The organism is Cuneatibacter sp. NSJ-177 (genome assembly GCF_022867805.1).
In the GTDB taxonomy this organism is placed as follows: Bacteria; Bacillota; Clostridia; order Lachnospirales; family Lachnospiraceae; genus Pseudolachnospira.
Map to the genome: position 1 here is coordinate 1 of NZ_JALIFO010000016.1, position 16,299 is coordinate 16,299.

General features: G+C 47.5%; 7 protein-coding genes. All 7 read right to left on the reverse strand.

Annotated features, from left to right (window positions below; all coding sequences use genetic code 11):
* Window positions 1-85: 85 nt before the first annotated feature.
* Window positions 86-421: a hypothetical protein gene (locus MUB23_RS18885; protein ID WP_244802309.1), complete on the reverse strand. Its 336-nt coding sequence runs from the start codon at window positions 419-421 to the stop codon at window positions 86-88.
* Between the two features lie 73 nt (window positions 422-494).
* The gene (locus MUB23_RS18890; RefSeq protein ID WP_244802310.1) at window positions 495-9,074 is read right to left on the reverse strand and encodes a J domain-containing protein; all 8,580 of its coding nucleotides are present in this window, start codon (window positions 9,072-9,074) and stop codon (window positions 495-497) included.
* A gap of 9 nt (window positions 9,075-9,083) precedes the next feature.
* On the reverse strand, window positions 9,084-10,304 hold the full coding sequence (locus MUB23_RS18895; RefSeq protein ID WP_244802311.1) for a peptidoglycan-binding domain-containing protein: 1,221 nt from the start codon (window positions 10,302-10,304) through the stop codon (window positions 9,084-9,086).
* Between the two features lie 75 nt (window positions 10,305-10,379).
* Entirely contained in the window at window positions 10,380-12,959 is a 2,580-nt protein-coding gene (locus MUB23_RS18900; protein ID WP_244802312.1) for a DUF859 family phage minor structural protein, read from the reverse strand.
* The gene (locus MUB23_RS18905) at window positions 12,959-13,888 is read right to left on the reverse strand and encodes a hypothetical protein (protein WP_244802313.1); all 930 of its coding nucleotides are present in this window, start codon (window positions 13,886-13,888) and stop codon (window positions 12,959-12,961) included. The genes MUB23_RS18900 and MUB23_RS18905 overlap by 1 nt, the downstream gene beginning before the upstream one ends.
* Window positions 13,889-13,899: 11 nt before the next feature.
* Window positions 13,900-15,726, reverse strand: coding sequence for a hypothetical protein (locus MUB23_RS18910; protein ID WP_244802314.1), 1,827 nt, complete (start codon window positions 15,724-15,726; stop codon window positions 13,900-13,902).
* Between the two features lie 14 nt (window positions 15,727-15,740).
* A complete protein-coding gene (locus MUB23_RS18915) occupies window positions 15,741-16,289 on the reverse strand; it encodes a hypothetical protein (RefSeq protein WP_244802315.1) in 549 nt (182 codons plus the stop codon).
* Between the last annotated feature and the right edge of the window lie 10 nt (window positions 16,290-16,299).

Sequence of the window (16,299 nt, forward strand, 5' to 3'; positions counted from 1 at the left end):
ATCCACATCTCCCATTACTGCTGCTGTACCGATCATAGCAATCGCGGCTTCCGCCACTGTCTTTACTGCCCGTACCCCGGCAGCTTTAATCCACAGCTTCGCTTTGTCCTTGTTCACTCCGTACCTCCTTTTTTACAAGCTCGTCCAGCCGATGGTGGGCGGATTTGGTCGATTGTTCCACGACAATCATTCTCTCATTCAGCCCCTGCACATCTCGTTTCACAGCGGTGATATCATATTTAATATCCTTCACATCGCCGCCGATCTGATCCAACTTAACATTGATGGTTGCTGTCTCTGCTGCCCGTCGCTCCACATCCGTATGATCCGACCTCTTGTTTCCCCGGATCGTAGAATACCCAAGAAAAATCAATGAGAGCACACTGATCACCAGCGCAAATTCTGCTGTGCTTACAGTCACATCTCCGGCCCTCCTTCCCTCATATCTTTCTCTGAGTATAACAAAAGAAGGGAGAGGATTTCTCCCCTCCCCGTCAATCATCCAACCATCGGTCAATATCCTTGCTCTTCTTCGCTCGGTCATACCCTGCGGACTGATATGCCGTGAGAATATAGGCCTTCAAATTAGCAGCCTTTCCCCGGTTTGTCCGATACAATTTGACATATTCATCCTTATACAGCTTCGTAATCTGCGTTGCAATACTCTTCCCGCTCACCCCATAATCCATTAGTTCTTTTACACTGCTCTGAATCCCATTGCCCGATTCTATCGAGGATTTCAACGATCCGTATTGGCCGCCTTCTCTCCACTGCAGGAATTCTTTCCTCTCATACAGGGCAGAACCGTTTACTTTATAGCTCAGCAATTCCTTTTCTATCCTGGCACGTTCCGAAGCGTTCGCATTTATGTATGTGCTTTTATAATGCTCAGTCACATCGCCTTTAATATCGCTGGCAGCCTTTTTCTCATCGCTTCCTTTGGAAACCTTTTCGGAAAAATACGCATCCGCCTTCTTCTGGATGCCCTTTCCGCTGGACAAAGATTCCATGAACTCATTTCGTGCTGCACTGACCTCTTCCCTGTCTAATAGGTTCTGCTTTCGTCCCATTAGAAGATCTCCCAGAGTCTCGCCGGATTGCGAAGCCTCATAAATCTCAGCAGCCCACGTGGAAGAAAACTCCTTGTCAAACAACTCATGTTTCACGGCCTGGTCGGCATAGCTATAGGCCAATTTCACCACGTCGCCACGGTCTCCCATCTCCAACGCATCATAGTTTGGCATATGGATCAACTCATCCAAAATTTTATATGACAAATTACCGAGCTCTTTCTGGTATTTCGTATACTTCTCCGGGGTCAGATCAATCTGCTCACCATCGATTTTAAAGCTTTTTTCCGCCACCTCCGGGATAACACCGGTAGTTCCATCTTCCACAAGATTCTTCAGTTCCTTCTCAACGTCCGATCCTTCCACTTTGGAGATATAACCGGGGCTGATGAAATTTTCAAATGCACGGAGCAAAACATTGTCTTCCACATCTTCTTCGCCCCAAGAATTCAACCGCGGCTCCTTTAAATAAGACAGTGCTGGAATCTTCCCCATTACCCTCTGGATAAAATACTGGGCATCGCTGGGAATCTGGCTATTCTTGTCTGTAGAGTTCCGCCGGGATATCGGATCAATCGTCCGTGCAATCTGTCCTCCAATAGTAGGAAATGCCTGCTGGAGATAGCTGAGCACAGCCTGCTTTCCAACCTCTGTCAAAGGATTATCCGACCGCTTCACAGCAGATAGCATATCATTTAAGCTACTCATCATAGACAGATTAAACATCGGCTCTGTAATCTTCGTTAGACTCTCCGCATAATCGGCAAAGGTAGCATCTTCCCATTCCCCCTCCATAGCTGCGTGCAACTCTGCTCCAACAAACAGCGGGAGGGAAATCGGGGCAGCCCAATCCACCGTGAAGGATATATCTCCGATGCGAACCGAATACTCCTGCTCTCCGGTCAATTTTTTTAGATCATCCTCTTCATCATCTCCGAAACCGCCCATCAAAAATCCGGTAGAAGCCAAGAAAGCGCCCAAAGCTACGACACCTGTCCCCGTCAATCCGGATGCCAGCTGATCAATATACTCTGCCGGCGTAATTTTCTTCTGTGCCAAACGCTTTGTTCCCCGTGTGATAGCCTGGATCAAGCCCGCTGGGCTGTATTCCACACCACGCTTCAGGATATTGATCGGCGTCTTTTTAAAGGGCAGAACACCTTCGATAAAGAGTCCCAGCGCCTGGTTCCCTGAAGAAGCCCGCGAAATTGTGGTGGCAAAGGCGGAAGCATCCCGGTAAGTAGCCTTATGAGCTTCCTTGATGGCGTAAGCAATCGCCCGATCCATTACCGCCTGATCCGCATTTTCCAAATCCACCTTATTTGCTTGTAAATACTGCCCCAGTGCTCGCTGATAATGATGCCGCAAGAATAAGGCATCTTCGCCCTCCAAGAGTCGGTAATTCTGCTTTCTGAGCCATTCCAGCGGCGTAAACTTAAATACCCTCTGGTTCTCCGTGATCCGGTTGGAATCATTGTATTTTCCACCAGATGCCACGATATCTTTCACTTCCTGCCAGCTCTCTCTCGCATACTGCTTGTACTTCTTCCCCACAATCAGAGACTTCGAACGTTCCTGGTTCTGCAAGAAAGCAGTTTCCAGACCATAAGCGATTGTATTTTTCGTCCAGATGGCCGGTATGAAAATTGCATTGCCTGTAAGATTTCGGATATGGGTCCGGGGATTTCCAAGCATAGAAAGATAACGCCAGGCGTTCCACTTATCCACCCAGGTGGACGGCAGTTGTTCTCCCAGATCCGCATAAATCTTTTCTTTCAACTTCTGGCGTTCTTCCAGGGTCTTCGCTTTAGCAAACTGTTGTGCCAACTCTTCGTTTACTTGAATCTGAGGAATCTCTTTTCTACCTCGAAAACGCTTTTCCAACTGTCGATTGATATCATCTGTCGCTTTCTGTACTGTGTAAAGATCGGCAACATACGTCAGTTCTCCCAAGTTCTCCATTTGTTTCATCATGCGGGACGCCTGTGTTGCCTGCCCAGCCTTCGTTGCATTGGCCGCCAAACTCGCGGTCATCTCAATAACATTGGCCGCATCACCGGCTTTTGCATATTCGCGCAGCAGGGCTTCCCCTATGGCGATTTCCCGATGGTCGGCAATCCGGTTTCCATTGGAGGCCGCTTCCCACCGTCTACGTGCGCCTTCTAGTCCCATACGTTCTACTACGCCTTTTGCATTCTGCATATCGGCCCCGTTGGATGCAGGAGTATAAGACATAGTCCCTTCCAGCACCTTGTCCTGGATCGGCGCCACCATCTCATCTGTGATGGACTGGCTTTCCAAGACTGTCCGCACAAAACGCCGCACCTTCCGTCCGTCATTTGACCGGAGAGGCACATCTACATTCCGTACCAGATTTTCCCCCTTCGGAATAAATCCTTTTTTTGCTTGCTGATAAGCTCTATCCCGCTTCTTCGCCTTCTCTACCTTGCTTTCTCCCGACTCCTTTGCCTGCTTGCGAACCTCCAGCAGCTGCTGATTCAATTCATCCCGAACTTTCTGGACATCCTGGCCCGACTGATATTTGAAATATTCATGGTACAGACGAAGGCCCAAATCATAAGCTGCCTCCTCCGTGTCCATATTGAAATCATTTTTCCAGGTCGGCTTTAGCGCCTGCAGGGTATCAAGGATTTCAAATACCTGAGCCGCCTCATGCGTATTCGAGTCGAAATGCTCCGGCATCAAGTCACACAGTTCGTCCCAGATTTCGTCCAGTGCTACGCCATCCTCTGACAGACAGATCCGGCCAAAGTTATCTTTCCGGAACTGGTTGTAAGAGCCATAAGAGTAATTAATCTCCGCCTTTTGCTGCTCATTCAAACGGATCTTTTTTCCCTTTAGGTAGTCCTGCAATTTCTGATAATCTTGCTCCGTAGAGCGATCCAGTGTCCGGCTTTGCTCCAGCACCGGCTTCGCGATCTCCGCCATGATCTGCATCATGTCTTGGTAATCCACCTTCCCATCATGGGACTGGATGTAGGCAAAAAGCGTCTGCATATTGTCTGCCAGGGTTTCCGCTGAATATTGGGAACTGTACTCCTTGATGATCCGGTCTGCCACATGGCCCAGATTCTTCCGGTTGATGTTCTTTTTCCCCAGAGCTTGGAAGCCCTCTGCGAGGATGGTGTCCATGTGCTCATAGGGAGTGCCATCCGGGGAGGAGGTGTCCTGAGTGTCCTTCAAGGAGACGCGAAGGCTCTCAATTTTTGCGTCTTCTTCAGCCTGGGCCTTCCGCTTACTGACAAGCTGTTCTGGATTCAAAAGATCATCTGGAATATATTTTAGGAAATCTCCATCTTTAGGGTTGATTTTTGAAAATAGTTCTGGTAAAGTGATGATAGAAACCAGCTTAGCGTTGTTCGAGTTCTCTCCTTTGGAGAGTTCCGGCTGCGCCTCGAGGCTGGTTTCTAAGGAAGCTGACTTAGGGATGTTCGCGCCTTCTCCCTCCGAGAAGGAAGTAGTCCCCTCGAGGTCAGCTTCTTTTATTGAATTCATAGTAACAGATACATACAACTTATTCTTGATATTCCAGTACTCTTTAACAAGAAGTTCCACCGGCACTAAGGACATATCCGTGTCTCGATATGCACTTACCAAAACATAAACCTGCTTAATTTGTGGCTCTTCCCTTCTTGTACCTCGATACTTATCATCATGGATATACACCGGCTGTGCGTTTTCTAATACCTGGTCAAAACAAGACAACATCTTGGCAAAAGAATCAAACTCCTTTGTTCGTGTATCCTGTTTATGTAAACTTTCATCTAAAGAGCTCCTCGAATACTGAAACTCCAGCTCCACATGCTCATTCCGATAGCTCTTAAACACTCCAAACCTCTCCGCCAGAGGCCTGATCAGCTCCCTCGCCTGGCTCTTGTACGTATTCACCAGCTGCTCCACATCGAAATCGGCACGTGACATTTTGTCCGCGTCATAAGAAGCAATCTCCAACGTCATTTTTTTGAGTTCTTCCGTCCGTTCGGATTCTGTCATGTCCTTTTTTAGGCTGAATCTTCCATTGACATTCTCATCCGGGTTGGATATACTATTACCAAAAGCAGACGCGTCACGCAGGGAATATCTGGAACCTTCGGGGTTCCCCCCGGAATTCGCTCTGCTTTTTTGTAGTTCATCTGCATAGTATGATTCATATGCCTCTTCTGTCATTCCAATCACATTTTTAAACTGTAGTGCCCCACGACTCTTTGATACAGTTTCAACTATAACAACAATTCCTGCATCCGTTTTGGTTCCTGTCACTACTCTTGTATTACCACTCTTAAATTTTCTAACATACACCACTTCTGAAAACGAATCCAAAATATCTGGGATTTGTTCAAATATTTCCTTTGACAACGGAATATTGCCTTCCTGCTTTGCTGTGCTATGCCCCTTATAAGCATGTGAAATATCAGCAGGCACAAATTCCAGATACAGGCCATCCACTGAAATATTTCCACCAGAATTTTCACGTACGGCGGCAGCAAGTCGATCATTCACTTTTCCATATGCCACCGTAGGAACTCCCTGATCGCCATTTTCCAGGATATTATCCACATATGCTTTTATTTCAGTATCAGAACGGAGTATGATTTGCTTACCGGCATTATAAGCCTCTAGTTTATTCTTGTTCGTTCTCCCTCCTGCATCTAAATATGCTAGGGTATCTGCATCTGTAAGACGTATAGATTGTCGGCTATTAGGGCCACCTTCCACCTTTGCAGATTGTCTTTGAGACTTCATCAGCCCTTTCATCCACAAATCCCTGGCCTTCTCATACTTCTCCAAATCAGCCGCCAGCAGCTTCGCCTCCGGGCTTTGTGCCTCGTATCCGCTAAGCAGATTCTTGATCTTAGTGATCACTTCTTTGATAGAATCCAATACCTTCCTCGCTGCCGAACGGTTCTCCTGGATAAAACGATCCACTGCCGCTTCATCCATCAGGAAGGTTTCCGTGACATTGCTCACCAGCTCATCCTCAAGGTATGAAACATCGTCCGTTTTATAAAGATCTTTCAGATCCTGGATTCTCTTATAATACTCATCCGGATGAGATTCCCGGAAATAGTTCACCACATATTCCTTATAATCCCGGTACTCTTCCGGAGAAGATTCCTGCATCACATGGGTCAGCTCATGGGAAAGTACCACCGTCGCGGGATGGTTAGAATCCCGTGCAATCAGAATTTCTCCGTTGATATATACACCATTGGCTCCCCCCCCCTTTCCATTCGAAAGAGTGTCCACAAAACGGACGCGTCTTCCCAGGGCTTTCGCAATTTCCTTCGTTCTCTTTTGCATCTCCCTGCCAGTGTTATATTCCCGTCTGACTGGGATCGCAGCTTTCCCTTGATAATAGGCCTCCTTCAGAGTGGCAGCATTAATAAACCGGCCCTCCAGTGAGCTAACCGATTCAAATGTTTTCCCATTTACCCCCGCTGTATATGCTCTCAAATAGGATTCTGCATAACTGGCCGCATTCGTCTTTCCATCGTAATTATTTACCAGCGAATTTGCTGCCGTGGCCGTGTCCAGTTTAGACGCCACTCGATATACGGTTCGAAGAGAAGGATCCGTGATCACAACATCTGATAAAGACTTTGTGGTCCCGTCCGACAGATTCACCATAGCGTCACGCTTGGACACTGACTCAAATCCTTCCGGCCTCGCCAAGGCACCCTCGTCTGCTCTGACAGCCCATCCACTGTTTTCTTGCAATGCCCTATCTCGAACCGAACCAGGAATGGTCTGACGAATTGTCTCCTCTGCTGGCTGGATTGCCATAACTGGATTCCGCGTCAGGTCGGAAGAAGCTGCTTCTGCAGGTACTTCTACTCCCATTTCTTGAAGTGCCTGCTCCTCCAGGCCAATTCCCCTTCCTTCCTGTACAGGGCCAGTTAAAAAACCAGCCAAATTCTGTGTATCGTGAACAACGTCGTGCTGTATCGCCTGCCAATCAGACGTGATTCGACCATATTCCCTAGAAATCGCAGAAAATATTGCAGCGTCAGCTGTATCCGTCCCACTGTCCGGATGGTACTCTTTTGCCAGCTCTCGAAATCGTTTTTTAGCCTCTTGTATATCCTTTACTCCTTTGAAATATTCCGTCTGTCCAGTGATCTCCCCCAAAGTGGGCTCCGTGTATCGCACAGCCACTGTATCCCTAATCGCAAATATCCCGCCAGAAAGAGCACCAAGGAGAAATGAATACGCCGCATCCGTTGTAAAAAGCGGGACCTCATTTTTTTCATCAAAAGATACATTACGGAAAATTGGATTCACAATATCCTGAATGTACTCTTCCGTTCCCTCCGCAAGGGCTCGACTCCCCAGGATTTGCGCTGCTCTTCGGAAAGTATCGTTTTTGACCACACGAGATAAGGCAGAATCAAACACATGACCTACCTTCTGCCCCATCTTCATATTTCCCAGTTTGCCCACAACGCCTTTCCCCGCATTCGTCACACCACCTAGGGCATGGGTCATCAAGGACTCAGAAGCCCCGACCAACGCACCATATAAAAGCGCATCTCCCCATTCCTTCCCCTCTTGAATCGACTGGGAGTAGGCATTACCTCCCGCAGACGTACCCAGCAGAGCACTCCCTGCAACCGGATTTACTGCGCTCACTGCAATAGATGGAGCCATGTTTACCGTAGTCGTTGCAAGATCATACGGAAGCTTTTGGAACCGGTTTAGTCCCTCCCGGTAAATTCCGGAAGCATATTGGGTTCTCCCTGGTAGATTAGCGGCTTTGGATTCGTTCCCCGTTACCGCATTTTTCACCCCGACCAATCCGCTGCCGAACTGGTTCAGCCCGCTTTCCACCGCCATTCCAGCAGCGCCAAAAAAGCCCCTATCATTGGCCAGATTGGCCCGGACCTGTCCCTGCCGGTAACGCAAAGCAGGCACCATGAATAAGAGATACCTCTCCGCACTCTTTTCACCCTCTGTATTCAGCAGATAATGATAGGTACCTACTTCGCTATCTGTCATAGCATCATAATCGCCATAAGTAAAATCGCCAAGCTTTGTAGTACCAAGTAATTTGACCGCTTCCGCTTTAGCCTTTTGGGGATCGGAAATCCCCTGCTTCCCTGCTTCATAATTCAAAAAATTTTGTGCTTTCGTATAATTGGAAGACTCTCCAATTCTGAGCTGAGACTTTTCCACAAAATCTGGCCGCTGAGATAGGAGTTGGTAATCCAAATATTTCAGATTATCCCGTTCCTTCTCCAGGGCAGAAATCTTTTCGTCGAGCCCTTCATAAGGCTTTAGTCGCTCCTCCCTGGCCTTCTTCGCTTTCTCTACATAATCCGAATAACCGTATGACCCACCAGTATAATTGGGGTAAGTTTGAATAACCGTATCCCGCTCTGCTTTCTGAGCCTCCAACAATGTCAACCGACGTTCAATTTCCTCCTGGCGCTGCTTCAATTTTTCCGGGCGCAAAATATACTGTTCCTGCTGATGCTGATCCGCATCAAAAAATCTAGGCCGGCTTTTCGACGCTGCCTGATAAACCTGTCCAAAAGAAACCTTGGGCTTCGGTATAGGATCCATGATTTCCCTTTTCACACTCGGATTATTTTGCACAGCCTGATAAAACTTCCCGAAGGCAGCGCTCGAAGTTGCTTTCTCCTCCTTTTTCCGTTTTACTTCATTTTTCACCATCCCTTTCATTTCATTCAAAGCATCCTCAAAAAAATACTTTACAGAATCTGCAGAACTTATTTCTTCGGGGAGGCCCAAATGTCTTCTTTTATATTTTTCATATTCTATTCTCGAATTGATTCTATTACTCGAACTTGCGCTCTTCTTTTTGCTTTTCTCTACCATTCCGTCCAGGGCATCATGAAAAAATGACTCTATGGGATTTGAAGACTTCTTTTTCTTTTCAGATTGTTCTTCCGATTTTGTATTAGATCTTTCATACCGTTTTTTATACTCTTCGTAATCTGCCCTTGTTTTTAATTTTGCCATAACATCTCCTTATTTCTTTAAGAATTCCAAGTAATCCTCTAAACCGTTAATGCGATCTTTGGCTTCATACCAAGTAAGCTTCCCTGCTTTTTCTTCTTCCAACACATTTCTAATACTAACTGCTGTTGCATCACGCCTTATTGCCGCCATTGCTTCAGCGTTACTCATATTAGATTTCGAGCTAGAGCTTTTACTGCTCTTAGACTTTGAACTTGAGCTTCTTCCTGAAGATCCTCCCGACGAGCCTCCAGACCCAGACGACGCCTGCAAAGCCAGGTTAAACTCCTTCTCCCAATTTGACTGCGCCAGCGCGTCTTGTTCCTTCTGGTAGGCCAGCTGTTTATCATTCCAATCCTTCCCATACTCATAGTCCCGATCCGCCTGCCAGGCAGACAAATCATTCATATATTTGTTGTACTCCTCCTGGGACATGTTGTTGGTCTTGTTATACTGATAATTTAACTGATTATAATAATCCGCCAAGGCATCCTGATGCCTGCCATAATCCGCCTGATCTAGGCCCTGCAAAATCCCTAGATTATTCTGCATTGTCTGCCCTTCATTCTGATACTGGTTCAGAGCCGCCGAATACAGATCCGGAATCACATCATTCATCCCCTTCAAATACTGTTGGTAGGCCAGATTTCCCGCAGTAGCACCATAAGAATTTCCAAAACCACCAGAGAGAGCTGCCGCCTGGGCTGTTGTATCCATCATGGCCTGCTTCCCACCCTGCATATACTGATCCTTATACTGCTGATAGAGAGGATCTGCGTTGAAATCGTAGGAAAACTTCTCCCGGTTCATCACCTTATCCAAAAGTTCCTGGATCTGGTCACTATAGCTACTCTGGTATGCTCCCGGCTTATTTTTCTCATAATCCACAAGATCCTGCTCAGCAGCCAAGACAGAATCCGACTTCTGGTACGCTCCCGGTTTCGACGCCTCTGTTTTCTGAAGAGCAGTCGGCTCCGGCGGTGCGGCCGGGGTTTCCGGCGCCGTGGGGTTCGCCTGCTGACGCGTCAGCGCCCCCCAAGTATTTGTTCCCACCACCCCGTCAATATTCAAGCTATTCTTTGATTGATAGTCCCTCACTGCAGCCTCTGTCGCCCGTCCATAACTAGCATCCTCGTCCAGGCTATAACCCAGCTGATTCAGTTTTCTCTGCAGCTCTAGGACATCATCCCCCCTCGACCCACGTCTCAAATTATTTGATGATGTAATCGCCATCGAAACTTCTCCTTTCCGTCCATCTTTTATGGGCAGTATAACAAAAGCTGAGGAGAAATTCTCCCCAGCCCGGCATTACGACATCAGCGCCTCCAGTCTAGCTATTCGTTCCTTCAAATCGTTAATTTCCTTTCCCTGGCGCTGTACCACGGAAATCAACGGAGCAATAAATTCCTCGTATCTAAGCCCGTAAAGATATTCGCCTTCGACCAAAACATTTTCTTTTGTACCGTCTTCTTTATCCACATCCACATATTTCGGAGATCGTATAAAACCTGCGAAATCCATATCGGTCATTCCGGCAGCAGCCATTGCTTCTTCAACTTGCTGGGCGATCATACCGTGATGAGTACGACCAGATTCGCCTTTTATTAACTTGTAACTAACCGGTTCAAGAGCATTTACAAAGGTCTCCATCTTATTTGAATCTAGAGTTTCGATATCTTTCTTTTCTTTTTTGTCCGATGTAGAGATCGAAGAATTCGTACTATATATCTCAGCCCATTTGTAATTTGCTTGTCCTAATGTAACATAGGGTTTTTCTGGAGCAAAAGTCCACATACTATTACGAACCCCAATCCACAGCTTATAATCGTTCTCTTCCGATCCACAAATATATAGAAACTGTCCACCTGGAGAATAGACTCTGGCTCGGTTCCATACTGTACCTACGTTATTATCAAAAATATGATTCATGGTGGTTTTCTGATAGATATTGAAGGCCTTGGTTACTGAGTTGTATGCCCAAACGTTGGCATTATTTGTTCGGTCAAACATAAAAACAGCGTTACTATTGTTAGAACTTCCTTTTCCTAATGAGACAGTCAAGTTATTAGATCCAGCATCTACAAAATTTATATTTTGTTCAGAATCTGGTTTGGCTAACTGTAGCACATAGGTCGATAGACTATTAGAAAGTGTCGCATTATAATGGATGTACCCATCATTATAATTCGTCATATAGTAATTGCCGTTTTTCCATTGCGGAGCATTAATCGGTGAATCCGTCTCAATCGTACCGTTTCCTCGGACATCTATATAATGAACACCAGAATACAGCCTCATACGTGCGTTGGCTGTATCAGGGGTATCATACATATCCAAACCATAAAAACGCATCCCATTTCTATCTCTCCCCACAATTGTGCTATGTACACTATCACCAGTATGATCAATAATCTGGGTTAATGCACCGCTTGTCTTAGTATTCCATCCACCTCGGTTAAACGTGCCGCTGGACTGGATTTCCCCTGCTATATTAATCGGCAAGGCACATTCCAACAAATTATCCGTCTCCGCCGTCTTCCCAATCGCAATCCCCTTTCCCCCGCGCTTGAAGTGCATTAAAAAGAACGCCGATGAAACATAGCTCTGATAAGTAGTCGTAGCAAAAGCATCTTTTAATTCATACAGCACATCATAAGAAGCCTCCGTACCAATCCCGCCGCCCCCAAAAACACCTGCCGCATTATCCGTCAAAGTACCAGCCGTGGTCCAACTCGTCGCATTGGTCCTCCGATATTTTACCGTACACGTCAAAGCATTTTTAGAACTACAGGAAGAAAACGACAGTCTCGCAAACGCCCGAAAATAAGTCCCATTATCGCTCTTATTCCCACTGGCGTCACACCGATAAGTGCTCACCGATGAAATAGAAGGATTCGAATATGCCGCCACCGAAATACTAACCGTCTTTGTAGCCGATTTCCTCCCACGGCTATCCGTCACATACGCCGAAAAAGTAATCGTTCCGCTACCAAGATAACCCGTAGTAAAGGAAGAGCTCCCTGAACTAAATCCTCCGCCGGTAATGGTATAACCCTTAATCGTCGAACCATATGACCCCGCCGCGCCGTTAATCGTCAGCTTTGCCTGCGATTTTCCCTGCACATAGATCCCCCAGGAAGAAGGAACCGAACCATTAACCCGCGTAACTCCCAAACTGGAAAAACTCGGAACCATATCACTAGAAACAGACACATCAAAGGTACAATTACTGCGCCCGATTTCCGTTCCTCCGCTGTATGTAATACAAATAATGGTCCCCCAGCTCGACGTGCTATTGGGAATCTGGCTCCCCCAGCTCTTCGGAGGCGTAAAGCTGCACGAAGTGCCCACATTGGTAGCGATCGTCCCAGTCAAGCCGCAAAAAGCATACTGTAAGGTATGAGTAAAGGACGAAGAGGCCCGGTTAATTGAAATCGTCCCGGCCGAACCCAACGTATAATTGGTAGAAGACACCGACGAGGCTCTCGGTATCGTATTACAAGAATGTGTTCCGGATACCGTAAGAGGGCTGATCGAATCCGAGTTAGAGTTGGTGTAAGTAGCAGAAAAACCAAAAGACTTACTTCCATCCGCATTGTGGCCGATCACCGTCGTCCCGCTCGCCAACGTATAAGCGCTAGCCTCCCCGTTCGGCGCCCTGACAGTTCCACACTCCGTAGTATCACAGACGGTAGCCCCGTTCATCGTCACAACGACATGGTTCCCCGTTGCCCGTGAATAACTACTCGAATAATTATCATTGCGATATACCTTGAAATACCAGGTAATCGTAGAATTATTGGCCGAAACATTATTGCTCTCATAAATCTCTAGCTTTCCCGTATATTTATCATTGGCCGGATGACCATAATAATTTGCATTTGCCATTACACATCCCTCCATTTCAAGCCCATACCGGTCGACGTAGTAATAAAGTCAAAATACCCTCCATTCGCTGCACTCCCCACCGAAATCTTATCCAGCACCTCCGCAGAAGTAATGAACAACTTATTGTACTGAACATAGGCAACTTCGACACCATAGGAGCGAAAAGAAAGTTTTTCATTTGACAGCAAGACAGAATACGGAAGCTCATCCGAATTTTCCTTTTTTCCAATTTCAATCCCCTCCGCGCTAAACCGAATATAGGTTTCCATATCCCGCATATACTCTGCCAGCACACCATTCAGATTTGCAATAATCTCGTCCCGCTGGCTGAATTTCAGCTCATAGTCCTCGCTGGTCTGATCCAATCGGCTCGTAATATAACTTTTCAGCTGGGCAACCGTCGCCTCATCGCCCTCCACACGGGAAACATACAAAGACGCAATCGTATCCCTCAGTCCATTTACTAGATTTTCCGAATATGTCTTTGTACCGCTGGAGATATTCGTCGCCGCATTCTCAATTTCTTCCCGAATTGCGTCAAATTCCTTCGCGTCATACACCTTCGTCCAAAGAAATTTCTTCACAACCTTTTTCTCACTAACGGTAAAGGTAAGAGAGACAGCCCCAGAATATGCGCCGGCGCCAAGATCCACATCAGCCGAGACACGAAGCACCAGCTGCCCCCCTGCCGACGCGGATGCTGCCTTATTCGAAAGCACACTCATACCCTGCGGCAGACCGGAAACACTCACGGTACAAGGGCGCATCTGCGCCCCGCAATATCCCCAAAACGGAATCGCAACATCCATCCCTTCCGACGGAACCCCATTGATCCGGCACGGAATCGAAACAGAAAGACAGCCCACATCCACACTGAAACCATCAAATACATTCTCAAAAGACCTCTGGCATGAAGTTAACAATGCCATGCCATCACCTCCTAATGAGACACATCGCACTGAAGCGTCCCCATTGAATCAATATCATCCGCATGCAGATAAATAACCTTACCCTTCTGATCAAACGAAGTCCCATTTCCATCCTTATCCTGCTTATACCAGGCATACGTTAATTCCTGGGCCTCCGTAGCCGTCTTCCACTCAGTACCACTGTACTTCATCAGCGTCACCGCCCGGTTGGCATGATCGATCTTATACCAAAAAGTTCCGCTGGCAGAGGCAGAAGGCGCCGTCTCCGAAACAATCCCCTTCAAAGCGTCCACCTCCTGATTGTTCGTCCTTACAATCACATAAACCGCTTTCCCGCCCAATCCATTCTTAAAAGTAAACCCACCAATCGCAAGCATTTCCGACACATACGGGTCAGACTTATCCTCCACCGTAATCACATCCTGGTAAGTCTTGCTATTATAAGTCATGGTACAACGGTAAGACTGAATATTGACAACATCCGCCCCCGACACCGTCAGAGTAGCCGCCGTAGCCCCGCTGATATTGGTCCAAGTCCCCGATACATACTTCGCCCACTGATAGGTCGCCCCGGACGTAATCGCCGCAGCCCCCTTATAAGCGGCAGTCGCCAGTGTCAAACTCCCCGACTGATTTTGGACAATCGTTCCATTCGGGGCGTAAACACTGAACACCACGGCATCCGCACCGGCAGCTCCCGCGGCTCCCGTATTCCCCTTCATCGACTTCGACCAGCCAAACTTCTTTCCCACCGTCTTCCCACTGATTGTAAATGTCAGATCGATCGTCCCGTTGATGACAGACGCCCCGCCCAGCGTCCCATTGGCTGCGAATGTCAGCACCAGGCTTCCCGCCGCACCAGCCGTCCCAGCCGTATTACTCTTAACTGTCACGCCAGACGGAAGAGTCCCCACCGCACACGTACAGGCCGCCTGCGTGATCCCGATATAACCAACGAAAGGGATTGTCACATCCACAGCGGACTGCACCAAGCCGCCATTGGTACAAGCAATCGTCTGTGCTTCATTGCCCAGTATCACCGACAGACCACCTGCTCCCGCGCTTCCCGAATCCCCTTTCACACCATCATAAATCTTTGTAATTGTCACCACATCATAGACATTCTCATCATCGGTCAGCAGCCGAATCTGGGCCACATTATTGAAAAACACCGCGTGAGAAGGCTTCACAATCAATGTCGCTCCGCTAATATTCCCATTATCCGAAGTCGTCGGATAATCCGTCCAAGCCCCCGAACTGTCCTTATACTGCCATTTAGCAATCGAACCCCCCTGCACCTGAGCCGTCAGCACAGACTGGGAAGCCCCTACCAATGTGCCGGAAGTATTGTACTTAAACACATAAGTGTCGCCTGTCACATCTACCAGTCGGGCATTTACCGCATTCTTCACCAAGCTAAACGTCACATCCGCCGTAATATTGATCGTGTTCTTCGTCTCGCTGTCGTAATAGCTAATATAGCAAATGTACGTAACCATTCCGGAAGACGATGCCGACAGCTTATTCTGATTCACCGTCAGCACCCCTCCGCTAACGGATTCCCCGGATGCCAAAGCAGCCTCCGCCCCTGCCCCGTCTTTCCTTTTCCACGCAATCGTCAGCCCAGTAGAACCCAGCGCAACAGCCGTCTGGTCCAAAAAAATCACCGGGGTCAACTGCAATGCCGTAGAGGCCCACGACGGAGCATAGGTATGAGGCAGCACATTGGGATCCTCCACCTGTGTCTTCGGCAGATTGCAAGTGATATAAGCAGACAGTTTCCGCTGATCCGTAATGTCAACAAAGGTTTGCTGTGACGATGTCAAAATCGTACTCATAAAATTACCTCCCCTTAAATTGTAACAACACAACAAAATGACGCATTATCCGATATATCTTCTGTTGTAATCGTAATTTGCTTCCTTCCTTTTCCCTTATACTCATCCCATTCCAGATCCGCTACAGAGTCAGCCGAGGACCGGCGCCACTGAAACGACTCAGCCGGCACCTGATCCGTAATATCCTGATCCCAGCTGTATACCCGGCACTGCATGACTGCCGTCTGGTCTCGTTTCGTCATAATACTGGGGCCGTCCACCAGCATTTCAATCCGATACATCCGTTTCGTCTGCATCTCTGCCAACTCCTGATCCGTATCGTTCAACCGTTTCACATACTCATCCAACTCCAGACGCTGGGCCTCAGACAAATCTTTAATCTGTATGGCAGCGGTATTGGCCGCCTGAATTTGACTCCGGACAGACTCCCCGATATTCTCCTCATCAATGTGATTCAACGCGTACTGTAACTGCTCAGTAAGCTGATAAAGATAGCTTTTCATCGCCTGCACCTGCTGATCGGTACTCATCCCGGACGAAGCCAACAGTTGAGGAAAATTCATCGTAAACACC